Source organism: Cupriavidus mimosae (genome assembly GCF_023952485.1).
Classification (GTDB): domain Bacteria; phylum Pseudomonadota; class Gammaproteobacteria; order Burkholderiales; family Burkholderiaceae; genus Cupriavidus; species Cupriavidus taiwanensis_C.
The window spans coordinates 1-23331 of record NZ_JALHRY010000002.1 but is presented as its reverse complement, the minus strand read 5'-3'; the positions used below and the strand labels follow the sequence as shown (position 1 = coordinate 23331).

General features: G+C 68.5%; 21 protein-coding genes. 8 read left to right on the top strand and 13 right to left on the bottom strand.

Annotated features, from left to right (window positions below; genetic code table 11):
* Positions 1–59: 59 nt before the first annotated feature.
* Positions 60–1742, bottom strand: coding sequence for an L-lactate permease (locus tag MKD50_RS04110; protein WP_115704026.1), 1683 nt, complete (start codon positions 1740–1742; stop codon positions 60–62).
* Between the two features lie 413 nt (positions 1743–2155).
* Between MKD50_RS04110 and MKD50_RS04105 the strand changes: the two genes are divergently transcribed.
* Positions 2156–2809: a LysE family translocator gene (locus MKD50_RS04105; protein ID WP_240072386.1), complete on the top strand. Its 654-nt coding sequence runs from the start codon at positions 2156–2158 to the stop codon at positions 2807–2809.
* 27 nt (positions 2810–2836) lie between these two features.
* Here the strand turns inward: MKD50_RS04105 and MKD50_RS04100 are convergent, their stop codons facing one another.
* The 7 genes from MKD50_RS04100 to MKD50_RS04070 form a co-directional block, all read right to left on the bottom strand.
* Positions 2837–3481, bottom strand: coding sequence for a glutathione S-transferase family protein (locus tag MKD50_RS04100; protein WP_115704024.1), 645 nt, complete (start codon positions 3479–3481; stop codon positions 2837–2839).
* A 39-nt stretch (positions 3482–3520) separates the two neighbouring features.
* Positions 3521–4705: an aminotransferase-like domain-containing protein gene (locus MKD50_RS04095; RefSeq protein ID WP_240072385.1), complete on the bottom strand. Its 1185-nt coding sequence runs from the start codon at positions 4703–4705 to the stop codon at positions 3521–3523.
* Between the two features lie 71 nt (positions 4706–4776).
* Positions 4777–5244, bottom strand: a complete 468-nt coding sequence (locus tag MKD50_RS04090; RefSeq protein WP_115704021.1) for a RidA family protein — start codon at positions 5242–5244, stop codon at positions 4777–4779.
* Between the two features lie 11 nt (positions 5245–5255).
* Entirely contained in the window at positions 5256–6179 is a 924-nt protein-coding gene (locus tag MKD50_RS04085; RefSeq protein ID WP_252666670.1) for a DMT family transporter, read from the bottom strand.
* A 119-nt stretch (positions 6180–6298) separates the two neighbouring features.
* Positions 6299–6961, bottom strand: coding sequence for a LysE family translocator (locus tag MKD50_RS04080; RefSeq protein WP_240072384.1), 663 nt, complete (start codon positions 6959–6961; stop codon positions 6299–6301).
* The gene (locus MKD50_RS04075; protein ID WP_115704015.1) at positions 6958–7671 is read right to left on the bottom strand and encodes an alanyl-tRNA editing protein; all 714 of its coding nucleotides are present in this window, start codon (positions 7669–7671) and stop codon (positions 6958–6960) included. Before MKD50_RS04075 ends, MKD50_RS04080 begins: the two co-directional genes overlap by 4 nt.
* Positions 7672–7701: 30 nt before the next feature.
* Positions 7702–8379: a VOC family protein gene (locus tag MKD50_RS04070; RefSeq protein WP_252666494.1), complete on the bottom strand. Its 678-nt coding sequence runs from the start codon at positions 8377–8379 to the stop codon at positions 7702–7704.
* Between the two features lie 84 nt (positions 8380–8463).
* Here MKD50_RS04070 and MKD50_RS04065 point away from each other — a divergent pair, with 84 nt between their 5' ends.
* From MKD50_RS04065 to MKD50_RS04040, 6 genes are all read left to right on the top strand, one after another.
* Positions 8464–10038, top strand: a complete 1575-nt coding sequence (locus MKD50_RS04065; RefSeq protein WP_240072382.1) for an aminotransferase-like domain-containing protein — start codon at positions 8464–8466, stop codon at positions 10036–10038.
* 119 nt (positions 10039–10157) lie between these two features.
* On the top strand, positions 10158–12059 hold the full coding sequence (gene htpG / locus MKD50_RS04060) for a molecular chaperone HtpG (protein WP_252666493.1): 1902 nt from the start codon (positions 10158–10160) through the stop codon (positions 12057–12059).
* Between the two features lie 84 nt (positions 12060–12143).
* Positions 12144–12647, top strand: coding sequence for a DNA-deoxyinosine glycosylase (locus MKD50_RS04055; protein WP_115704008.1), 504 nt, complete (start codon positions 12144–12146; stop codon positions 12645–12647).
* Between the two features lie 231 nt (positions 12648–12878).
* On the top strand, positions 12879–13316 hold the full coding sequence (locus MKD50_RS04050) for a universal stress protein (RefSeq protein ID WP_111521449.1): 438 nt from the start codon (positions 12879–12881) through the stop codon (positions 13314–13316).
* A 224-nt stretch (positions 13317–13540) separates the two neighbouring features.
* Complete coding sequence (locus MKD50_RS04045; protein ID WP_252666492.1) at positions 13541–14293, top strand: tetratricopeptide repeat protein; 753 nt, start codon at positions 13541–13543, stop codon at positions 14291–14293.
* 40 nt (positions 14294–14333) lie between these two features.
* Positions 14334–15206: a class I SAM-dependent methyltransferase gene (locus MKD50_RS04040; protein ID WP_252666491.1), complete on the top strand. Its 873-nt coding sequence runs from the start codon at positions 14334–14336 to the stop codon at positions 15204–15206.
* A 253-nt stretch (positions 15207–15459) separates the two neighbouring features.
* On the opposite strand, the gene MKD50_RS04035 is transcribed toward MKD50_RS04040, so the two are convergent.
* A complete protein-coding gene (locus MKD50_RS04035) occupies positions 15460–17109 on the bottom strand; it encodes an ABC transporter substrate-binding protein (protein WP_252666490.1) in 1650 nt (549 codons plus the stop codon).
* Positions 17110–17227: 118 nt separating this feature from the next.
* Between MKD50_RS04035 and trmB the strand changes: the two genes are divergently transcribed.
* Positions 17228–17914, top strand: coding sequence for a tRNA (guanine(46)-N(7))-methyltransferase TrmB (gene trmB / locus MKD50_RS04030; protein ID WP_115704001.1), 687 nt, complete (start codon positions 17228–17230; stop codon positions 17912–17914).
* A 61-nt stretch (positions 17915–17975) separates the two neighbouring features.
* Here the strand turns inward: trmB and MKD50_RS04025 are convergent, their stop codons facing one another.
* The 4 genes from MKD50_RS04025 to MKD50_RS04010 form a co-directional block, all read right to left on the bottom strand.
* Positions 17976–19178, bottom strand: a complete 1203-nt coding sequence (locus tag MKD50_RS04025; protein ID WP_115703999.1) for a DUF2863 family protein — start codon at positions 19176–19178, stop codon at positions 17976–17978.
* A gap of 108 nt (positions 19179–19286) precedes the next feature.
* Positions 19287–19442, bottom strand: coding sequence for a hypothetical protein (locus MKD50_RS04020; RefSeq protein WP_165835099.1), 156 nt, complete (start codon positions 19440–19442; stop codon positions 19287–19289).
* A 217-nt stretch (positions 19443–19659) separates the two neighbouring features.
* Positions 19660–22365, bottom strand: a complete 2706-nt coding sequence (gene acnA, locus MKD50_RS04015) for an aconitate hydratase AcnA (RefSeq protein ID WP_252666489.1) — start codon at positions 22363–22365, stop codon at positions 19660–19662.
* A 214-nt stretch (positions 22366–22579) separates the two neighbouring features.
* Entirely contained in the window at positions 22580–23140 is a 561-nt protein-coding gene (locus MKD50_RS04010) for a hypothetical protein (protein WP_115703995.1), read from the bottom strand.
* Positions 23141–23331 lie beyond the last annotated feature (191 nt).

Sequence of the window (23331 nt, the reverse complement as noted above, 5' to 3'; positions counted from 1 at the left end):
CGCCAGGGGCGGGGCCTTGTCTGAAACGCTATGCCGAAATTATGGCAAAGGCAGCGCGATCAGGGATGGTGGATCACCATATGCGTGAACGGCGGCACGTAGGCCTGCAGCGTCACGAACAGGCCCACCAGGATCGCCAGCACGATCGAATGGAAGAACACGTAGCGCAGGATGTCGCCTTCGTGGCCGTACCATTTGGTGGCGGTCGAGGCCACCACGATCGACTGCGCGTCGATCATCTTGCCCATCACGCCGCCCGAGCTGTTGGCCGATGCCATCAGCACCGGCGACAGCCCCAGCTGCTCGGCGGTGGTTTTCTGCAGGCCGCCGAACAGCACGTTCGAGGCGGTATCCGAGCCGGTCAGCGCCACCCCCAGCCAGCCCAGCATGGTGCCGAACAGCGGGTAGAACACGCCGGTGTGGGCAAAGGCCAGGCCCAGCGTGGCATCGAGGCCCGAGTAGCGGGTCAGGTAGCCGACTCCGAACATCGCGCAGATGGTCAGCAGCGAGTAGCGCACCAGCTTGATGGTTTCCCAATACTCCTTGAACAGGCGCGGCACCGAGTAGCCCATCAGCAGGCCGCCGGCGATCGCCGAGACGAAGATGCCGGTGCCGGCCATCGACAGCACGTTGAAGTTGAACACCGCGCCTTCGATGACTTCCTTGGGCACCACCGGCGGCACCTTGACGATGGCCTTGTCGAGGCCCGGCACCGGGAATTTCCAGGCCCACAGGCTATCCATCAGCTTCTTGAACTCGGGGATGCCCCAGACAAAGACGAACACCGTCAGGATCACCCACGGCATCCAGGCCCTGGCCACCGAGATCCCGGCCGAGGCGGCGCTGGCGCGGGCGTCGGCTTCCAGCGCCTCGGGGTGGTCTACCTTGGAGTCGTCGTGGCGGCCGAGGATCTTGGTCGAGGTCCAGATTTCCTTCGGATGCCAGACCTTCAGGAACAGCGTCAGAGCGCCCATCGACACCAGCGCGGCGATCACGTCCACCAGCCACGGGCCGTGGAAGTTCGATACCAGGTATTGCGGCACGGCGAAGCTCACGCCTGCCACCAGGATCGCCGGCCAGATCGCCAGCATGCCGCGGAAGCCGGCGAAGGCCCAGATCAGCCAGAACGGCACGATCACCGAGAAGAACGGCAACTGGCGCCCGATCATCGCCGACAGGTCGAGCAGGTCCAGCCCGGTCACCGACGCCAGGCCAATGATGGGCGCGCCCAGCGCGCCGTACGCCACCGGCGCGGTGTTGGCGATCAGCGCCAGGCCCGAGGCCGCCAGCGGCGAGAAGCCCAAACCGATCAGGATGGCGCCGGTCACGGCCACCGGCGTGCCGAAGCCGGCCGCACCTTCGAAGAAGGCGCCGAAGCTGAACGCCACCAGCAGCAGCTGCAGGCGGCGGTCTTCGGTGATGCCCGAGATCGAGTTCTGCAAGACCTTGAAAGATCCATTCAGCGTGGTGAGCCGGTGCAGGAAGATGATGTTCAGCACGATCCAGCCGATCGGGAACAGCCCTGACACGATGCCCAGCCCCGCCGCCTTGCCCGCCATGGCCGCCGGCATGCCGAACACGGTGGACGCGACCACGATGCCGATCAGCAGCGCCAGGCCGGCCGCCAGGTGCGCCTGCATATGGAAGAACGCGAGCGCTGCCAGCAGCACGGCGACGGGAATGCCCGCGGCAATGGTCGACAGCGCCATATTGCCTAGCGGGTCATAGACTTGACTCCACACGATCGAAATCCTCCTCTGGTTTGGCTCGGGCGCCCGGGCGATCTGCGTGCCCTGGAACTCCCGCCTGCGCTTTGCACCGGCGTGCGGCAGCCGCCGCGCCGGCAAAGAACAAGGATTTTAAAAAAGGGCCCGTCCGCCGCCGCCGTACATCGCGTCATGGTCGCGATGAGCCACATTCAGGGATCAGGGTTTGCCCGGACGAGCAGCGAGGCGCACATGGGGCCCTTGCGGCACACCGGCCAGAGTACTCTAAACGGCGCCCGTTGCAAAAGTATGCAAGCCATGCGCGCGGCAGCGTGACTGGTCGTGGCGACGATTCCGGCCGGCTGGCGCGGGTACGGCCATGGCGCCATACTGGCGGGCAGCGCGCCGGCACGCCGCCGGCGCCATCACTCTTCTAGGCGAGGTTTCCCATGACTGAATTCCTTCCGCCGTGGCCGCTGCTGACGGCCTTCGGGGTGGCCAGCCTGGCGCTGGCGATCACGCCGGGCCCGGCCGTGGTCTATATCGTCACCCGCACGCTGGCGCAGGGGCGGCAGGCCGGCCTGGCCTCGATCGGGGCGGTGGCGCTGGGCAACCTGGGCAATGCCATCGGCGCCTCGCTGGGGCTGGCGGTGCTGTTCTCGGTCTCGGCGCTGGCCTTTACGGTGGTCAAGTACGCCGGCGCGGCCTACCTGATCTGGCTGGGCCTGCGCGCGCTGCGCGGCGCCGGCACCGGCGCCGATGGCGGCGCCCCGGAAGTGTCGCCGCGCAGCCTGCGCCAGGTGGTGCGCGACGGCTTCGTGGTGGCGCTGCTCAACCCCAAGACCGCGATCTTCTTCGCCGCCTTCCTGCCGCAGTTCATGAACCCGGCGGGCTCGGCGCTGGCGCAAAGCCTGGCGCTGGGCGTGGCCTTCGTGCTGATCGCCGCGACCACGGATGCGTGCTACGTGATGGCCGCCGCCGCGGTGATGCCGGCGCTGCGCCGCGCCGGCCGGGCGCGCGCGCTGGGCCGCTACCTGACCGGCGCGGCCTTTATCGGGCTGGGAGTGTTCACGGCGGCGTCGGGCTCGCGCGCGCCGAAGTAGCAGGACGGGTGAAAAAACTGCCGCGGCTCAGCGCAGCGGCAGTTCCAGGATGCCGCCGGCGGCGGGGCGGGCGCGCATGGCGTTGAGCCAGCGCTCCAGCTCGGGGCGCGGCTGGTGCTGGCGCGGCAGTCCCATCCAGCGGTGCGCGGCACAGGCCAGCGAGATGTCGGCCATGGTGAAGCGGTCGCCGCCGATGAACTCGCGTCCGGCCAGGGCCTTGTCCAGCAGCGCGGCGAGCGGCTCGGTGCGCTCGCAGGAGGCCTCGATGGCGGCCGGGTCGCGCTCGGCTTGGGGCTTGCGCACCAGGTTCAGGAACGCGGTCACCATCGCCGGGCTGAAGGCGGTGGTCTGCCAGTCCATCCAGCGGTCGGCCGAGGCGCGCGCCTTCACGTCCTCGGGCCACAGCGTGCCTTCGCCGTAGCGTGCGCACAGGTAGCGCACGATCGCATTGGACTCCCACAGCACGAACGGCTCGCCGCCGACGTCCGTGCCGCGGAAATCCTCGATCACCGGGATCTGGCGGTTCGGGTTCAGGCGCACGTAGGCCTCGGTGTCGAGGTCGCCCTTGTTGACGCCGATATCGACGCGCTCATGGTCCAGGTGCAGCTCGCGCGCGCACCAGACCACCTTCTGCACGTTGATGGAGGAAAGCCGGCCCCAGATACGCAACATGTCGTCTCCCAAGTCAGGTGCGCCCGTCTAGCCGTGGCTTCAGGCCGCGCGCGGCTGCCGCGCCGCGGCAATGGCTTCGCGGAACAGCTCGCCGAGGATCGCCACGCCTTGTTCGATGCGCTCCGCCGGCACCGTAACGAAGGCCAGGCGCAGCGCGTTGCGCTTCGGGTTGTTGGCGTAGAACGGCGCGCCCGGCACGTAGGCGACGTTGCGCTTCACCGCTTCCTCAAGGATCGCCATGCTGTCCAGGCCCTCGGGCAGTTCCATCCAGATGAACATGCCGCCTTCGGGCGTGTTCCAGCTGACGCCCTCGGGCATGTGGCGCCTGAGCGCATCCAGCATGGTCTGGCACTGCTTGCCGTAGAGCTCGCGGATGGTCGGGATATGGGTGTCGAGCAGCCCGTCGCGCACGGTCTCGTAGGCCACGCGCTGGGTAAAGGTGGGCGTGTGCAGGTCCGAGGCCTGCTTGGCCTGGCACAGCTTGAAATGCAGCTCGGGCGGTGCGATCACGTAGCCCAGGCGCATGCCGGGGGCCAGCACCTTCGAGAACGAGCCCATGTAGATCACGCCGTCGGGGTTCATCGACAGCAGGCTCGGCAGCTGGTCGCCGGTGTAGCTGAGCGCGCCGTACGGATCGTCCTCGACCAGCAGCACGCCCTGTTCCTGCGCGCGCGCCACCAGCGCCTGGCGGCGTTCCAGCGGCAGGCGGCGCCCGGTCGGGTTCTGGAAGTTGGGCAGGGCGTACAGGAAGCGCGCGCCGGCGGTCAGCTCCGGCGTCAGCGCGTCGGGCAGCAGGCCCTTGTCGTCGCTGGGGATCGAGACGAATTCCGGCTCGAACAGCGAGAACGCCTGCAGCGCGCCGAGGTAGCTGGGGGTTTCCACCATCACCTTGCTGCCCGGGTCGATCATCACCTTGGCGATCAGGTCCAGCGCCTGCTGCGAGCCGGTGGTGATCAGCACGCGCTCGACCGACACGTCATGGCGCCGCGCGACGAACTCGCGCAGCGGCAGGTAGCCTTCGGTCGCGGCGTATTGCAGCGCCGCCTGCGGGTTGTCGGCGAAGACGCGGGCCGTCGCGGCTTCCATCGCCGCTACCGGGAACGAGGCCGGGGACGGCAGGCCACCGGCGAACGAAATGACTTCCGGACGCTCGGTAACCTTCAGGATTTCGCGGATGGCCGAGCTGGTGAGTTGCTGTGCCCGGCGGGAAATGGCCCATTTCATGATGTGTCTCTTGTCTGCGGTGATTCTTGGGAGAGCGGCCGGCGGCCGGCCGCTCAGTCAACGATAAAGCTTCAGCCCTGCACTTCGGCGATCAGTTCGATCTCGACGCACGCGCCCAGCGGCACCTGCGCCACGCCGAACGCGCTGCGCGCGTGCTTGCCCTTGTCGCCGAAGACTTCGGCCAGCAGTTCGGAGGCGCCGTTGGTGACCAGGTGCTGCTCGGTGAAGTCGGTGGTCGAATTGACCAGGCTCATCACCTTGACGATGCGGGTGACGCGGTTCAGGTCGCCGACATGCGCATGCAGCGTCGCCAGCAGGTCGATGGCGACGGCGCGGGCGGCGGCCTTGCCGGTGTCGGTGTCGATCTCCTGGCCCAGCTTGCCGGTCCATACCTTGCCGTCCTTGCGCGCGATATGGCCGGACAGGAACACGGTGTTGCCGGTTTGCGCGGCCATCACGTAGGCGGCGGCGGGGGCGCTGACGGCCGGCAGTTCGATGCCGAGGCGGGCAAGGGTATCGTAGACCGAGGTTTGGGACATGTAGGCTCCAGTCAGTGAATGCGTCCGGGAAGGATCGGTGAGGGTTCCGGGGCGGGGGCAGGTGCGGATTGCTGCACGGCCGCGCCGCGGCCCAGGGCCACGACGGCAATCACCGCCACCGCGAAGGCGATGGTGGCAGCGTCGAGCGGCTCGGACAGGATCAGCGCGCCGCCCGCCAGTGTCAGGAACGGCTGCAGCAATTGTATCTGGCCGACGCGGGCCACGCCGCCTTTTGCCAGGCCGGCGTACCAGAAAAGAAAGCCCACGAACATCGAGAACACCGAAACATAGGCCATGCCGCCCCAGGCCCGCGGCGACGCCGCGGCAATCGCCGGCAGCTCGCGCAGCGTCAGCCAGGTCACCACCGGCACCAGCACCGGCAGCGATACCACCAGCGCCCAGCTGATGGTTTCCAGCCCGCCCAGCTCGCGCGACAGCTTGCCGCCCTCGGCATAGCCCAGCGCGCCCAGCAGTACCGCGCCGAACAGGAACCAGTCGGCATGCTGCAGGCCGCCGGCCCCCTGCCACACGGCAAAGCCGACCACCAGCGCGCTGCCGGCCACGGCCGACAGCCAGAACGCCGGCGACGGCCGCTCGCGCCCGAACCACGCGGCGAACACCGCGGTGGCCAGCGGCAGCAGCCCGATCACGATGGCGCCGTGGCTGGCCGGCACCTCGCGCATGGCCAGCGAAGAAAACAGCGGAAAGCCCGCCACCACGCCCAGCGCGGTCACGGCCAGCCGCGCCCATTGCCCGCCGCGCGGGCGCCGGCGCGCGCGCAGCGCGCCGCGCCAGGCCAGCAGCGCCAGCGCCAGCAGCGCGGCCAGCACGGCCCGCGCCAGCGCGACGAAGATCGGGTCCAGTTCGGCCACCGCCATGCGCGTGAACGGCAGGGTCTGGCTGAAAATCGCCACGCCGACCAGGCCCAGCAGCATGCCGCCGGAGGCCGGCACGGCAGCAGCCGGGGGTGTCGTCGATGACAAGGGCGTTGGCGGAGCGGGGCGGCTGGCGGGCATGATTGGCCTCTGTGTTGTCAGGGTGTTGATCTCGCGGGTCAGGCTGCCGCGGGCACGCCGGGGCGGGCCCCGACCGCAATCCACAGCGCCGTCAGCGCCAGCGCCGCGCCCATGGCGCGGTTGAACCAGCGCACGCGCTGGCCGTGCTGCAGCCACTGCCGCAGCGACGCGCCCACCGCGCCATAGACACCGTTGCTGACGAAGCCCAGCACGCCGAACACGCCGCACACCAGCAGCACACGCTGCACCGGCGACGCCGCGCCCGCCATGTATGACGCCGCCACCGCCAGCGCCAGCATCCACGCCTTGATATTGGCGTACTGCAGCGCCGCCGACTGCCATACGCTGAGCGGGCGCAGCACCTGCTTTTCGGCCAGCGCGGTGCTGCGGGCGATCTTCCACGCCAGCCACAGCAGGTAGGCGACGCCGGCCGCGTGCACCGCGGCGGCCAGCGCGGGCTGGCCCAGCACCAGCGCGCCCACGCCCAGCGCGCACAGCGCCAGGATGCTGGCAAAGCCGAAGGCGACGCCGACGCAATGCGGCAGCGTCGCGCGCAGGCCGAAGTTGGCCCCGGTCACCGCGGCGATGGTGGTGTTGGGCCCCGGCGTGAACAGGCCCACCGTCAGCAGCGTCAGCAGCGCCGCGAACTGCGCCGTGCTCAGGCCGGTGAGCAGCTCCGTGAGCAGTGCCGAAGCGCTCATGCGAACGCCACCGCCACGCGCCGGTTGGTGCGGCTCTTCTTTTCGATCCTGGTCACCACCACCGCGCCGATCTCGCCGGTGTTGGCCACGTGCGTGCCGCCGCACGGCTGGCGGTCGACCCCGGGGATCTCGATGATGCGGATGCTGGCCGTGCCCGCCGGCGGCGCGGCGCCGATGGTGCGCACCAGGTCGGGCTGCGCGGCCAGTTCCTGCGGCGTGATCAGGGTGGTGCGCACCGCGGTGTTGGCGCGGATCAGCGCGTTCAGGCGCTCGCTCAGGTCGGCCTTGTCGAGCGTCGATTCCGGCAGGTCGAAGTCGATGCGCGCTGCATCCGGCGAGATGCCGCAGCCGGTCACCGGCACCGGGATCAGCGAGCCCAGCAGGTGCAGGCAGGTGTGCAGGCGCATCAGCCGGTGGCGGCGGTCCCAGTCGATCGCCACGGCGACGCGCTCGCCGACGCGCGGCAGCGGCGCCCCGGCGGCCGGCACATGCAGGATGCGGCGGCGGTCGTCGGCGTAGATCGTGTCGACGATGGCCACGGTGTTGCCGTCGGCCAGCGCCAGCGTCGCGGTGTCGCCGGCCTGGCCGCCGCTGCGCGCATAGCACACGGTCTCGTCGAGTTCGATCCCTTCGGCGCTGGCGGCCACCACCGTGGCGGCGCAGTGGTCGAGGTAGGGGTCTTCGTCGAAACGCTTGCGGGTGGCGGGCATCCGGGCTCCTTGGGCTGGTTATGGGGATGGCTAGCGCAGGGTGCGGATGCCCTGCGCGGTTTCGATCTCGGCAATCAGCTCGGGCGGGCCATCGTCCTGCTCCACCGCGAGCAGGTGATCGGCGCCCAGCCAGGCCAGTCCCTGGCGCAGCAGCTCGGCGCGCGGGTGGCGCGCGCACAGCCGGCGCAGTGCCAGGTCCTGCCGCGGCAGGCTGGCGCCGGGGGCGGGGGTCACGTCCCACTGGATCAGGCTGGGCAGCGCGCCGTCGCCGGCGCTGCCGGCTTCGCCGGGCCAGGCCGGCAGGCTGCCGTCGGCGGGTACGGTGATGCGCCAGTGCAGGCTGCCGCGGCTCATCGGGATGACCGGGGCGATGCGTTCGGGATACTGCGCCTGCCAGCGGCTCAGGTCGGCGGGCCGCTCCACGCGGGCGGCCCAGTGCAGCAGGAACGGGCCATCGCGCAGGCGCTGCTGGACTGCTTCGCTGTCCAGGCCGAACCAGCGCGGCCGTGCCGGCGCAGCCGCGGCCGGGTCGATCGCGATCACTTCCAGGTAGATGCCGCCGAACAGGCCCAGCACGCGGTTGTGCGTGCCCATGGCCGCATGCGCGCCGCCGCTCCGGGGCGCAATGCCCAGCACGCCGGCAACGTAGTCGGTGCCGGCGTCGAGGTCAGGGGCGGCAACGACGAGGTGATCGAGGGCTAGCTTCATCTTGGCTTGATGGTAGACAAGGTACTCGGTACAGTACCGGTACAGTTGCACGGATCGTCTTCAGTACAGTTGCAGGAGCAGCACATGGATGCCCAACCCAGCAAGGGCGACGCCGGCGCCGACAGCGCCGCCGTGGCCCGCCAGAAGGATAGCCGAGGCGGCACGCCGGCCGCTGGTAGTGCCGCTGCCGGCGCCACTGCCGAGCCGGCACCCGCGCGCGCGCTGCAGCTGGTGCTGCCGTCCACCACACGCTTGCCGGACCCGGTGCCGTCGGCGCAGATGACGCTGGTCGAGCAGCTGACCGAATGGGCGCGCATGCGCATCGACGAGCGCGTGTTCCGCGCCGGCATGCGCATGCCGTCGATCCGGCAGCTGGCGCAGGAGAAGGGCATCTCGCGCTTTACCGTGGTCGAGGCCTACGAGCGGCTGGTGGCGCTGGGCTACCTGGAATCGCGCCGGGGCTCGGGCTTCTACGTGCGCGAGCGGGCTCCGGCCGCGCCGGCGGCGCCGGTCTCGCGCGAGGCGCCGGCGGCGCGCAAGATCGACGTGACCTGGCTGCTGCGCAGCATGTTCCATACCGCCGAGGCACACAAGGCGCCGGGACTGGGCTTCCTGCCCAACGACTGGCTCGACGGCGAGCTGATCGCCAGCGCGCTGCGCGGGCTCGGCCGCCAGCCCGGCAACCATTTCCTCGCCAGCGGCACGCCGCAGGGCTTCCTGCCGCTGCGCCAGCAGCTGCGTACCCGGCTGGAAGAGCTGGAAATCCGCGCCGGCGCCGAGCAGATCGTGCTGACCTCGGGGATCACCCAGGCGCTCGACCTGATCGCCCGCCTCTACCTGCAGCCCGGCGACGCGGTGCTGGTGGGCGACCCGGCGTGGTTTGTGATGTTCGGCCGCTTTGCCGCGCAGGGCGCGCAGGTGATCGGCGTGCCCTACACCGGCGAAGGGCCGGACCTGGAGGCGCTGGAGCGCATCGTGCAGGCGCACCGACCCAGGCTGTTCGTCATCAACTCGGTGCTGCACAACCCGACCGGCACCTCGCTGTCGGCTGCCAAGGCCTTCCAGCTACTGCGCCTGGCCGAGCAGTACGACTTCCTGATCGTCGAGGACGACATCTACTGCGACCTGTGCCCCCCCGGCCACGCGGCTACCCGGCTGGCCAGCCTGGACCAGCTGCGCCGGGTGATCTACCTGGGCAGCTTTTCCAAGACGCTGGCGGCCAATCTGCGCGTCGGCTTTGTCGCGGCGCATCCGGAGACGGCCGCGGCGCTGACCGACGGCAAGCTGCTGGCCGGGCTGGCCACGCCCGAGATCAACGAGCGGGTGCTGTACAAGGTGCTGACCGAAGGGCATTACCGCAAGCACGTCGAGCGCGTGCGCGCCCGGCTCGACCGCGCCCGCGACGAGACCCGGCGCGAGCTGGAGCGGCTGGGCCTGCGCCTGTTCCCCGGCCAGCATGCCGGCATGTATCTGTGGGCCGACACCGGCCGCGACTCCAATGCGATCACCACCGCCGGCCACGAAGAAGGCTACCTGTTCGCCCCGGGCAGCCTGTTTTCGCCGTCGCAGATGCCGTCCGGCTGGATGCGCTTCAACGTCGCCAGCAGCGGCGATCCCGACATGCTGCGCTTCCTGGCGCGGCAGCTCGAACGGCTGTAGCCGGGGCGTCCGGCGCGCCACCGGGTCTTGAAAATGGCCCGGGCGTCCCTATTTTTGCCGGCACGGCCCCCGCGGCCACCCAACCCATCCCAGACTCGCCTGTTTTGAAGAGGAGAACCATGACCGCACCGCACGAGACGATGAGCTTCCAGGCGGAAGTGAAGCAGCTGCTGCACCTGATGATCCACTCGCTGTACAGCAACAAGGAAATCTTCCTGCGCGAGCTGGTCTCGAATGCTTCGGACGCCACCGACAAGCTGCGCTTCGAGGCGATCGCGAATCCCTCCCTGCTCGAGAATGACGCCGACCTGGCCATCCGCATCGAAGCCGATGCGCAGGCACGCACGCTGAAGATCACCGACAACGGCATCGGCATGAGCCGCGACGAGGCCATCCGCAATCTCGGCACCATCGCCCGTTCGGGCACCAGGGAATTCTTCCAGCAACTGTCCGGCGACCAGCAGAAGGACGCCGCGCTGATCGGCCAGTTCGGCGTTGGCTTCTATTCGGCCTTCATCGTCGCCGACAAGGTCACCGTGGAAACCCGCCGCGCCGGCGTGGGCGCCGAGGAAGCGGTGCGCTGGGAAAGCAGCGGCGACGGCGAGTTCACCGTCGATGCCATTGCGCGCGCCGAGCGCGGCACCACCATCACGCTGCACCTGCGCGAGGGCGAGGACGATTTCCTGTCGGCGTGGCGCCTGAAGAGCATCATCCAGAAGTACTCGGACCATATCTCGCTGCCGATCCGCATGCCCAAGGAAGTGTGGGACGCCGAGGCCAGCGCCTACAAGCGCACCGACGAGTGGGAGAGCGTGAACCAGGCCAGCGCGCTGTGGACCCGCGCCAAGTCCGACATCACCGACGAGCAGTACACCGCCTTCTACCAGCACATCGCGCACGACAACGAGGCGCCGCTGGCGTGGACCCACAACCGCGTCGAAGGCCGCAGCGAATACACCCAGCTGCTGTACATCCCGGCGCGCGCGCCGTTCGACCTGTGGGACCGCAACCACAAGGCCGGGCTCAAGCTGTACGTCAAGCGCGTCTTCATCATGGACGATGCCGAGCAACTGCTGCCGGGCTACCTGCGCTGGGTCAAGGGCGTGGTCGATTCCGCCGACCTGCCGCTGAACGTGTCGCGCGAACTGCTGCAGGAAAGCCGCGACGTCAAGGCGATCCGCGAAGGCTGCACCAAACGCGTGCTGTCGATGCTGGAATCGATGGCGGACAGCGAGGACGAAGCCGAGCGCGCCAAGTACGACACCTTCTGGCAGCAATTCGGCCAGGCGCTGAAGGAAGGCGCCGGCGAAGACCAGGCCAACCAGGAACGCGTGGCAAAGCTGCTGCGCTTCGCCTCGACCCATAACGACACCGCCGAGCAGAACGTGGCGCTGGCCGCCTATGTCGGCCGCATGAAGGAAGGGCAGGACAAGATCTACTATGTGACTGCCGACACCTGGTCCGCCGCCAAGAACAGCCCGCACCTGGAAGTGTTCCGCAAGAAGGGCATCGAAGTGCTGCTGCTGACCGACCGCGTCGACGAATGGATGCTGTCGTACCTGCGCGAGTTCGACGGCAAGGAACTGGTGTCGGTGGCGCGCGGCGACCTCGACCTGGGCAAGCTTGCCGACGAAGCCGAGAAGGCCGAGCAGGAAAAGGCCGAAGCCGACTGGAAGGACGTGGTCGAGCGCGCCAAGGCCGTGCTGGCCGGCAAGGCCAAAGACGTGCGCGTGACGCTGCGCCTGACCGAGTCGGCATCGTGCCTGGTCTCGGACGAGGGCGACATGAGCGGCTACCTGCAGCGCCTGCTCAAGCAGGCCGGCCAGAAGGCGCCGGACGCCCAGCCGATCCTGGAGCTGAACCCTGAGCATGCCCTGGTGAAGAAGCTGCGTGACCTGCGGGAGGGCGAGGCCTTCAGCGACCGCCTGCAGGTGCTGTTCGACCAGGCGCTGCTGGCCGAGGGCGGCATGCTGGAAGACCCGGCCGCCTACGTGCAGCGCGTGAACAAGCTGCTGGCCTGAGCGGCGCGATGGGATGCTTCCCTCTCCCATAAATGGGAGAGGGGAGACAACAATCGCAGTTTTTGCTCGGCCTGCGTTGCTGCCATGCCCGACACGTTCCCGCCTCAACCCGATCTCCACCAGGGCCTGCCCCCCGTCATCGACACTCACACACGCGTGCTGGTGCTCGGCAGCTTTCCCGGTGCCGCGTCGCTCGCCGCGCGCCAGTATTACGCCCATCCGCGCAACCAGTTCTGGCCGCTGCTGGGCGCGCTGACCGGCGAGCCGCTGGCGCAACTGCCCTATGCCGAACGGCTGGTGCGGCTGCTGGCGCATCGCATCGGCGTGTGGGACGTGCTGGGCGCGTGCCAGCGCGAAGGAAGCCTGGACAGCAATATCCGCTATCCGCAGGCCAACGATTTCACGCGCCTGCGCGCGTTGGCGCCGTCGCTGCGGCGCATCGGCTTCAATGGCGGCACCTCCGGCCGCTTTGCGCCGCAGTTTGCCGCGCAAGGCTACGAGACCCTGGTGCTGCCATCGTCCAGCCCGGCGCATGCCGCGCGCAGCTTCGAGCAGAAGCTGGCGTTATGGCGCAGCCTGCTGGACTGAAGCGCATCGCGGCGGCATTGCGCGTATCGAATCGGCCTGCCCGGAAGTGACGCGTTCCGGATTGTCGTGGGCCATCGCGCACCTATACTGGAATCGGGTCGGTCCCTATTCCCAACCGGGAGTATCGGCCGCTCCTTGTGCGCCTTGCGGGCTCGCACTTTCTGACGCATGGCGCGAATGCATCGGAAGTGAGTTGCCCGAGCCGGCAAATATGCAGGCAAGGAGGCAATCATGTTCAAGCATCTGCTGCTGGCGGTCGATGGTTCCGACCTGTCTGAATCGGCGTTCCGCAAGGCGCTCGCGCTGGCGCGGGACATGGGGGCGCGTACCACCGCGGTGCGGGTCTGTCCGAACTACCATGTGCTGACCTACCAGGTCGAGATGCTGGAGGACACCCGCGAAACCTACGTCAAGGAAGCCGCGGCGGGCGCCACGCAGTACCTGCGCGAGCGCGCCGAGGAAGCCAGCGCGGCGGGGGTGCCGTGCGACACCGCCTACGCGGTCAACGACCATCCCTATGAGGCCATCATCAAGACCGCGGAGGACAAGGGCTGCGACCTGATCGTGATGGCATCGCATGGGCGGCGCGGCATCCAGGGCATGCTCATCGGCAGCGAGACGCTGAAGGTGCTGACGCACAGCAAGATCCCGGTGCTGGTCTATCGCTAGCACGGCGAAGCGCGTCAACCAGCAGGCCCCGGCGGGCACCGGTTGCGAGACCGGCGCTGCCGGGGCTGCTTTTTTGCCGCCGCCAGGCGCTTCTGGCATCCTGAGGGCCTGTCCGCAGCCCCGTTTGCAACCCTATGCGGCCCCGCGCCGGGCCTGCCGCCGCGCCTTTCTGTCACAATGCCGGCGGCTGGCGCGCCCGCCATGGTTTCAAAGGTGATCTCCCTATGCGTATCTTCGGCATCAGCATCCACATCATCGTCGCACTGTTCTTTGCCGTGCACGCGGTGCGCACGCACCAGAACATGTATTGGCTGCTGATCCTGTTCCTGTTCCCGGGGTTGGGCAGCGTGGTCTATTTCTTTGCGATCTACCTGCCCGAGCTGCGCCAGTCGCGCGGCGCGCGCGCCGCCACGCGCGCCATCTCGCAGCTGGTCGACCCCAACCGCGCGGTGCGCGAGGCCCGCACCGACTTTGACCGCGCCCCGACCGTGGCGCACCGCATGCGCCTGGGCGCTGCGCTGCTCGAAGCCGGCGAGCCGGCCGAGGCGCTGCAGCACTACCAGGCCGCGGCCAACGGGCCGTTTGCCTCCGATCCGGCGCTGCTGCAGGGGCTGGCCCAGGCGCAGTTCGCCACCGGCGACGCGGCGGCGGCACTGGCGACGCTGGAAAAGCTGTTCGCTGCCAGCCCGCATGCGCGCCAGCAGCCCGAGCCCGCCTTGCTGTATGCTCGCGCGCTGGCCGCCACCGGCGCGCCCGGCACGCGCGCCGCGTTCGAGCAGGCACTGACCAGCGCCAGCGATGTCGCGCCGCGCTGCCTGTTCGCCGACTGGCTGGCAACGCAGCCCGAAGCCGCCGACCGCGAACGCGCGCGCGAGCTCTATGCCGAGATCGTCCACGACGCCCGCCACTGGCCGCGCCATGCCCGCGAACACAACCGCGAGTGGCTGCAGCGCGCGCAGGCGGCGCTGGGCAAGTAAGGCGCCTACCGGCGACCCCGGTCCATGTATTCCCGACAATATGACCCTACTGAAACGCAAATCGATTGAAGCCGTGGCCTCGCGCCGTCCGGCACGCGGCACCCGCACCCGCGGCGAGGTCCCTGTCCGCGAAGAAAAACGCATGACGCCGCGCTTCGCGCCGGTGACGTTCTCGGAAATGGAAGGCGTGCGCTACCTGCACTTCGGCACCGAGTGGGTGCAGGGCGCGATGCGGCTGCGCAAGCCCGACGCGATCGAGCTGGAATACGCGCAGCAGATGATGGCCTGGCTGCTGTTCCTGTCGCCGTCGGTCGATGAATTCCACGTGGTGCAGCTAGGCCTGGGCGCCGCGGCGCTGACCAAGTTCTGCCATCGCCAGTTCAGCCGCGCGCGCGTGACCGCGGTGGAGCTGAATCCCGCCGTGATCGTCGCCGGGCGCAGCATGTTCGGCCTGCGCGAGGACGACGCGCGCCTGACCGTGCGCGAGCAGGACGCCTGGGACTACGTGATGGACGGCGCCCACGCCGGCGCCATCGACGTGCTGCAGGTCGACCTGTACGACGCCACCGCGCGCGGTCCGGTGCTGGACACCACCGCGTTCTACCGCGCCTGCCGCCGTACGCTGAAGGCGCCGGGTGTGATGACGATCAACCTGTTCGGCGACCACGACAGCTTTCCGAAGAACATCGAGCGCATCTGCGATGCCTTCGACAACCGCGTGCTGGTGTTCCCGGAAGTGCATGACGGCAACATCATCGCGCTGGCCTTCAACGGGCCGGATATCGATGTGGCGTGGGACGTGCTGGCAGCGCGCGCCGACGTGGTCGAGGGCACCACCGGGCTGCCGGCGCGGGACTGGGTGCAGAAGCTGCGCGCGGCCAATGCGCGGCAGGAAGAGCGGTTGATGATTTAAGCGATAACGCAAAAAAGGAGAGCGCGGTGTCGGGTGCGCCCAAGCCGCCCGAGCTGGCCCAAGCAAGGTGTTCTCCCTCTCCCCTCACGGGGAGAGGGCCGGGGTGAGGGGTGGTTCAGCTAGGAACCGCATCAAGCGGAGCCTCCGGTTTTTTCCAGCACCGTGGCTCCGGCAAGCGCCCGCCCTCACCCCCACCCCTCTCCCGCAGGCGGGAGAGGGGTGCCTGCTGCAAGCGTGGACGCGCCGCCCGTCCTCACTCCTTGTGAAAGAACTGCGCCAGCGACCACTCGTCGGTGCGCGCCTCGTACTTCAGCCCCTTCTTCATCGCCCACATCGCCAGCTGACTGTGCGACGGAATGATCGCGTGGTCGGCCAGCGCGAATTTTGCCGCGGCGCGGGCATTTTCCTCGCGCGCCTTGTCGCTGCTGACCGTGGTCAGCGACTTCTCGATCAGCTGGTCCAGCTGCGGGTTGCTGTACTTGCCCCAGTTCCAGGTGCCGTAGCCGGTCTTCGGGTTGGGCGTGCCGGTGATCGAGCGCAGCGCCACGTCGGCCGCGGCCGAGCCCCAGCCCAGCATCTGGAAGGCAAACTCGCCCTGCCGCGCGCGCGTGAAGTAGGCCGCCACCGGCATGGTTTCCACCTTGGTCTGGATGCCGATGCGGGTCAGCATGCTGGCGGTGGCCTGCGCCACCGCGGCGTCATTCAGGTAGCGGTTGTTGGTGGCGTGCAGCGTCAGGCCGAAACCGTCCGGGTAGCCCGCCGCGGCCAGCAGCTTCTTCGCGCCTTCCGGGTCGTAGGCTTCGGGTTTGGTGCCGGGATGGCCGAAGATCTGCGGCGACACGATCGACGATGCCGGCACCGCCAGCCCCTCCATGATGCGGCTGACGATGGCGTCGCGGTTCAGCGCCTTGCTGACCGCGGCGCGCACGCGTGCATCCTTGAACGGGTTCTTGCCCAGCGGCTTGCCGGCCTTGTCGGTAACGAAGGGCGGATTGTCGCGCGACTGGTCCATCTGCCAGAACACGGTGCGCCACGACACCTGCTGCTCGATCCTGAACTTCGGGTTCTGCTTGAGCTTGGCCACGTCGGCCGACGGCACGCTCTCGATCACGTCGACATCGCCCGCCAGCAGCGCGGCGCTGCGCGCGCCGTTGTCGGTGATGATGCGGAATACCGCGCGGTCCCACTCGGGCTTGGGGCCCCAGTAGTCGGGATTGCGCGCCATCACGATTTCCTGGCCGCGCGCAAAGCGCACGAACTTGAACGGGCCGGTGCCGATCATGGCCTTGCCTGAATCGAAATCGCTCTGCGTCAGCGTGGCCGCGATCTTTTTCGGCATGATCGGCACGCTGTTCAGGTCATTGGCCAGGTTGGCGTAGTTGGGCACGCTCATGGTCAGGCGCACGGTCAGCGGGTCGGGCGTGTCGATGCGCGCGATCGGCTTGGTGTAGCTGGTGAACGAGCCCGGGCTGTTGACCAGCTTCTCCGGGCGCTCCAGCGAGGCCTTGACGTCCTCGCTGGTAAAGGGAGAACCGTCGTGCCACTTCACGTTGGGACGCAGCTTGATCTCCCAGGTGATGGCGTTGACCGGTTTCCACGACAGCGCCAGGCCGGGGATGTAGCGGGCGTTCTTGTCCATGAACACCAGCGACTCGAACACATGCAAGGCGATGGCGTTGTTGGGGCCGGCATTGTTCCAGTGCGGATCCATCGACGTCACGTCGGCGGCCAGGCCGATGCGCAGGTCTTCGGCATGCGCGGCGCCGGCCGGCAGCAAGGGGAAGGCGGCGCTGCCGAATACGAGCGCCGCGGCGGCACGGAGCACCGCGCGGCGCGCGTGGCGGGCCGGGCGGGCAGGGCGGTGCGAGGGACATTGCGGCGGCAAGGCGTGGATCATGGTCATCGGGCAGGCTCCTCGTACGGGTCCGCGCCGGCGCGGACGGGTTCTCAGACGGGTTTGTCCCGCATTGTGCCGCTAAAGTGGCATGGTTGCAGCGTTCCCGCCGGGGCTGCCCGGTAAAATGGCGTCCATGTTCGCCAATTCCCGCACCATCGTCTCGGCACAGTCCGAGGTCCATGAACACCTGGCCGCGCGCGTCGCGCGCCACCTGGCCGAGCCGTTCCGCAAGCCCATCGGCGAGCCCAGCCGGCGCGAGCTGGCCGCGGCGCTGCAGCGCTGGCAGCAGGCCGGCGGCGCGCCGCTGATCCTCGATGCCGGCTGCGGCGTGGGCGAAAGCACGTTGCGCCTGGCCACGCAGTTCCCCGACCATTTCGTCATCGGCGTCGACCAGTCCGAAAAGCGCCTCGCCGCCGGCAAGGACTGGTGGGGCGAAGCGCCGATGCCGGCCAATTTCTGCTGGGCCCGCGCCGACCTGGTCGATGTCTGGCGCCTGCTGCAGGCGGATGCGGTGCCGGTGGTGCGCCACTACGTGCTGTATCCCAACCCGTGGCCGAAGATCGGCCACCTGGGGCGGCGCTGGCAGGGACACGCGGTGTTCCCGGCGCTGGCGGCGTGCGGCGACTATCTGGAGTGCCGCAGCAACTGGCGCATCTATATCGACGAATTCGCGCAGGCGCTGGAACTGGCGGGACGGCCTGCGCGGGTCGAGGCCTGGGCGCCGGCGCAGCCGATGACGCCGTTCGAGCGCAAGTACGCGGCCTCCGGCCATGGCTTGTGGCGCTGCGTCAGCGCGCCCCGGGCCGGCTGAACGCCCAAAGAAAACGGCCCGCAACGCGGGCCGTTTCGCTGTCTGGCGCGGCCAGCGCGCCTCAGTGGAACAGCGGCTGCTGCGTGGGTGCGTCCTCGGGCAGTTCGGCGTGGACGATCTCGCCGTTGCGGTCGGCGTACAGCGGCGTGCCGCAGTCTTCGCAGTATTCCGGGTCGAACAGCGCGGCGTGGCGGAAGATGTCCTCGACGCCGGCATTGCGCAGTTCCTCGCAGATCTGCTCGAGCGGATTGCCTTTTTCATCGGCATCGACCTCGCCGGCTTCGCGGCCGTAGACCGGCCAGACAATGCCGTAGATCACATCCTTCTCGCCGCGCATGGTGAAGCCGACGCGGTATTCCTCGACCACTTCCTCGCCGAAGGCGGCCACCACCGCGGCCAGTTGTCCCGCGGAGATGTCCAGCGTGCCGCACAGGTAGTTGACGGCGGCGCGCACGGTGAGCGGGCGGATGCTCTTGTCGGATTCGCGGCAGGACAGGAAGAACGCGTCCGGCAGCAGCAGCTCGAACTCGCAGCCCGGCAGCAGCAGCGCCACCGACGGCTGCACCTGGCTGCGCCATTGCTCCAGGCAGGTCGAGCGCTCGGCGTGGTGGTCCTTGGCGTCTTCCTGCCAGCGGAACAGCGCCTGTTCGCGCGGCGCCACCACCACCGCCAGCAGGTAGCGCGGGTCGGCCAGGATGGGCGCGGTCTCGGGCAGGTCGCGCAGGTCGACCTTGGGCACCGCGCCGGCCAGCGCCGCCGCCGCCAGCTTGTGGGTCAGCGCGAAGGTGTCGCTGTGCGTGCGCGGCAGCTGGTCGATGCTGTACAGGTAGGGCGACAGCGCGGCCCGGGTGCCGTTGGCGAGCACGTGTGCCTGCAGGTGCACGGCCAGCGTCTGCGCCAGTTCCGGCTTGAGCGCGCCGGACGGAATCGCGTAGCGCGTGTGCGCCAGGATCGGCGCGGCGATCAGCAGCGCGTCATAGTGCTGGCCGTCGACCTCGATCGAAGCGGATTCGGCCAGGGTCTCGGCCTGCTCGGCGAGCACGTCGGAGGCGTCGGCATTGTGCTTGAACAGGTGCTCCAGCGCCGCGTCGAGCGCGGTCTGGCTACCGTTCTTCAGCAGGCGGCCAAGGCGTTGCGAAAGCCGCCGCTCCCAGTATCCGTCCTCCATGCGGCTGCCCGATGCGTCGAGGGCAAGCGCATCGGCCACCAGACGCTCGGCGTCGGGAGAGAGTCGCGGGGAAGCCTTGGGGCGAAAACCTGCCATAGAAAGAAACCGTCCGTTTTTTGCGTAAAACGGTATTCTACTCGTTGCGTTGACAGGGAGACCGCTATATGCGTGCGGCCGGTGTGAACGCTGCTGCCTGCGAGGGGATTATTTCTCGGCCGGCGCGGATGCTGCGGGGGCCGCAGGCGCGTGGCTTTCGACGCTGTGCGACTCGCCGGAAATGGAAACGTCGCTGCCGCCCTTGGTCAGCAGGTAGAGGGCGGCGCCGGCGACGACGATGAATGCGATAAGGATCTTGACCATGGTGTCTCCTGGTTCTGGGGTGATGCCGGGGTCCGGCTTGCGGTCGTTCTGCCGCGTTCTTGTGCGACACAGTTTGATAGCCATGGCTTGCGTCAAACTTACACGCGTTTGGCCGGGCCGCAGGTGATGTCCGGGTCGCAAGCGCCACGAAAAAAACCGCCGCTCGCCCGGCCCCCGGAAAAGGGCACGGCAGGCGGCGTCGATGGCGCGGTGGCGCTCAGGCGGCCAGCAGCTGGCGCAGCACGAACGGCAGGATGCCGCCGTGGTTGTAGTAGTCGACCTCGATCGGCGTATCGATGCGCAGCAGCACCGGCACGCGCTGCACGTCGCCGTTGGCGCGCTTGATCACCAGCACCACGTCCTGCTGCGGCTTCAGGTCGCCCTCGATCCCCTCGATGTCGAAGGTCTCGTTGCCGGTGATACCGAGCGTCTGGGCGCTGTCGGTGCCCTTGAACTGCAGCGGCAGCACGCCCATGCCGACCAGGTTGGAGCGGTGGATGCGCTCGAAGCTGCGCGCGATCACGGCCTTCACGCCCAGCAACTGGGTGCCCTTGGCGGCCCAGTCGCGCGACGAGCCGGTGCCGTATTCTTCGCCGCCGAACACCACCGTGGGCGTGCCCTCGGCGACATACTTCATCGCCGCGTCATAGATCGACATCTGCTCGCCGGTGGGCTGGTGGAGGGTGATGCCGCCTTCCACGCGCGCGCCGTCCGCGGTCGGCGGGATCATCAGGTTCTTGATGCGCACGTTGGCGAAGGTGCCGCGCATCATCACCTCATGGTTGCCGCGGCGCGAGCCGTAGCTGTTGAAGTCGGCCTTGAGCACGCCGTGCGACAGCAGGTACTTGCCTGCCGGCGAGGTGTCCTTGATCGAACCGGCCGGCGAGATGTGGTCGGTGGTCACCGAATCGCCGAAGATGCCCAGCGCGCGCGCGCCGCGCACGCTGGCCGAGGCCGCCGCCGGCTCCATGCTGAAGTCCTGGAAGAAGGGCGGCTCGGCGATATAGGTGGAGCGGGGCCAGTCGTAGACCTGGCCCTTGGTGCCCTGGATCGCGCCCCACAGCTTGCTCGGCTTCTTGACCTGCTCGTAGTTGCCCTTGAAGGTCTTGGCGTCCATCGCGTACTTCATCAGCGCGTGGATCTCGTCCGAGCTTGGCCAGATGTCGCCCAGCCAGATGTCGCGGCCATCGTTGCCCTTGCCGACCGGCTCGGTCATCAGGTCGCGCGTGACATTGCCGGCGATGGCATAGGCCACCACCAGCGGCGGCGACGCGAGGAAGTTGGCGCGAATGTTCGGGTGGATGCGGGCCTCGAAATTGCGGTTGCCCGACAGCACCGCGGCGGCGACCAGGTCGTTGCTGGTGATGGCCTCGTTCAGCTCCGGCGTCAGGTCGCCGGCATTGCCGATGCAGGTGGTGCAGCCGTAGGCGGTCACGCCGAAGCCCAGCTTTTCAAGGTACGGCAGCAGTCCGGCGGCCTTCAGGTATTCGGTGACCACGCGGCTGCCCGGCGCCAGCGAGGTCTTGATGTGCGGCGCCACGCTCAGGCCGGCTTCGACCGCCTTCTTGGCCAGCAGGCCGGCGCCCAGCAGCACGCTGGGATTGGAGGTGTTGGTGCAGGAGGTGATGGCGGCGATCAGCACGTCGCCGTTGCGCACTTCGATGCCGTCGGCGGTGCTGTAGCTGCGGCCGAGGTCGGCGGCATCCTTGTTGAAGCCGTTTTCCGCCACCGGCTTGCTGAACAGCGAGGCAAAGGTGCTCTTGACGTTGCCGATCTCGATGCGGTCCTGCGGGCGCTTCGGCCCCGCCAGCGACGGCGCCACCGTGCCCAGGTCCAGCGTCACCACCTTGCTGTAGTCGATCTCGCCGGCTGCGGGGATGCCGAACATGTTCTGCGCGCGGAAATAGCCCTCGAACGCGGCGATTTCCTCGTCGGTGCGGCCGGTGCCACGGAAGTACTCGATGGTCTTCTCGTCCACCGGGAAGAAGCCCATGGTGGCGCCGTATTCGGGCGCCATGTTGCCGATGGTGGCGCGATCGGGCAGGGCCAGGCTGGCGGTGCCTTCGCCGAAGAATTCGACGAACTTGCCCACCACCTTTTCCTTGCGCAGCATCTCGGTGATGGTCAGCACCAGGTCGGTGGCGGTGACGCCTTCGCGCAGCCGGCCCTTGAGTTCCACGCCGACCACGTCGGGCGTCAAGAAGTACACCGGCTGGCCCAGCATGCCGGCCTCGGCCTCGATGCCGCCGACGCCCCAGCCGACCACGCCGATGCCGTTGATCATGGTGGTGTGCGAATCGGTGCCGACCAGCGTGTCAGGGTAGTAGACGCCGTCCTTCCGGTGCACGCCGCGCGCCAGGTATTCCAGGTTGACCTGGTGCACGATGCCGAAGCCCGGCTGCACCACGCCGAAGGTGTCGAAGGCCTGCATGCCCCACTTCATGAACTGGTAGCGCTCGTTGTTGCGCTGGAATTCCAGCTGCATGTTCAGGTCGAGCGCCTTTTTTTCGCGGAAGTGGTCGATCTGCACCGAGTGGTCGACCACCAGGTCCACCGGCACCAGCGGCTCGATCTGCTTGGGGTTCTTGCCCATCTTCTCGGCGACGTTGCGCATCGCCGCCAGGTCGGCCAGCAGCGGCACGCCGGTGAAGTCCTGCAAGACCACGCGCGCCACCACGAACGGGATCTCGTCGACGCGCTCGGCGTTGGGCTTCCAGCTGGCCAGCTGGCGGACGTGTTCCTCGGTGACCTTCTTGCCGTCGCAGTTGCGCAGCACCGATTCCAGCACCACGCGGATTGACACCGGCAGGCGGCCGAGGTCCAGGTCCAGCGCCTCGCCCAGCTGGGGCAGGGAGTAATACTGGCCCTTGCCGGAAGAGCCGATGCTGAATTCTTTTAGCGTGTTCTTGAGGTTGTGGGGCATTGCCGTACTCCGATCGAAGGATGATGCGATGGCATTGGCTCGGACCTGAATCGAGACCCCGGTGCGCTGCCACGGCGTTTGACCGCGGTCCGAGGCAGGCAGCGCACTGCAACTGCATACTCTAACCGGGGTGCGGCTTTGCCGCCACCCGGCACGGCAAGGAAAAAGGGCGCTGGCGGCCGCAAGGCAGCGGCCGCCAGCGCCCCGGTACAGCTTACTGCTTGGGCGCGGCGGTTTGCTGGGTGCTTCCCGGCTGAATCGTCTGGCCGTCCGGCGGGGTGACCAGCAGCGGGCTCGTGGCCGGCGCGCGCAGGCCGCCGGCCTGGGTCGGGGCCGCGGCGCCGGCCTGCATGGCGGCGCTCTGGCAGTCGTCGGCGAGACGCTGGCCCAGGTTCTTGTTGAACAGCATGGCCTTGCTCGGGATCACCACCAGATCCAGGCCGGTGCGGGCGTCGTAGTAGCGGTCGGCGCCGGTCACGGTGGGCTGGCGCGGCAGCTTGTAGTCGCGGCCCTGCCAGTGCACGGTCAGGATTTCGTCGCGCAGCATGTCGCCGGCGATATACAGGCTGTTGCCCAGTTCGCACTGCCACTTCTCGCCGCTCGGGGCCACCGCCGCAGCGGTGCCGGCCGCGGCGGCTGCGCCGGCGGCGGCCTTCTTCTTGGTCGACGACTTCTTCTTGGTGGTGGTCTTCTTGGCCGGTTCCTGTGCCATCACGGCGGTGGCAGTGGTCAGGCTGAAGGCGCCGATGCAGGCGGCAAGGACAAGATGTTTCATTTTGTGAGTGCCTTTCGGATACTGAAGTCGAATTGTTGTCATGTGCCGCCGGCAGGCGGGCGGCGCTGGGATCATTGCCGCCGCTATTCTCTACGATTTGGCCGGGGCGGCGTAGTGCTCTGGGCTTTGGTTACATAATCGGCGCCGCTGTTGGGCCGGCTTCACTTGGGCCGGCTTCACTTGCGCTTGCC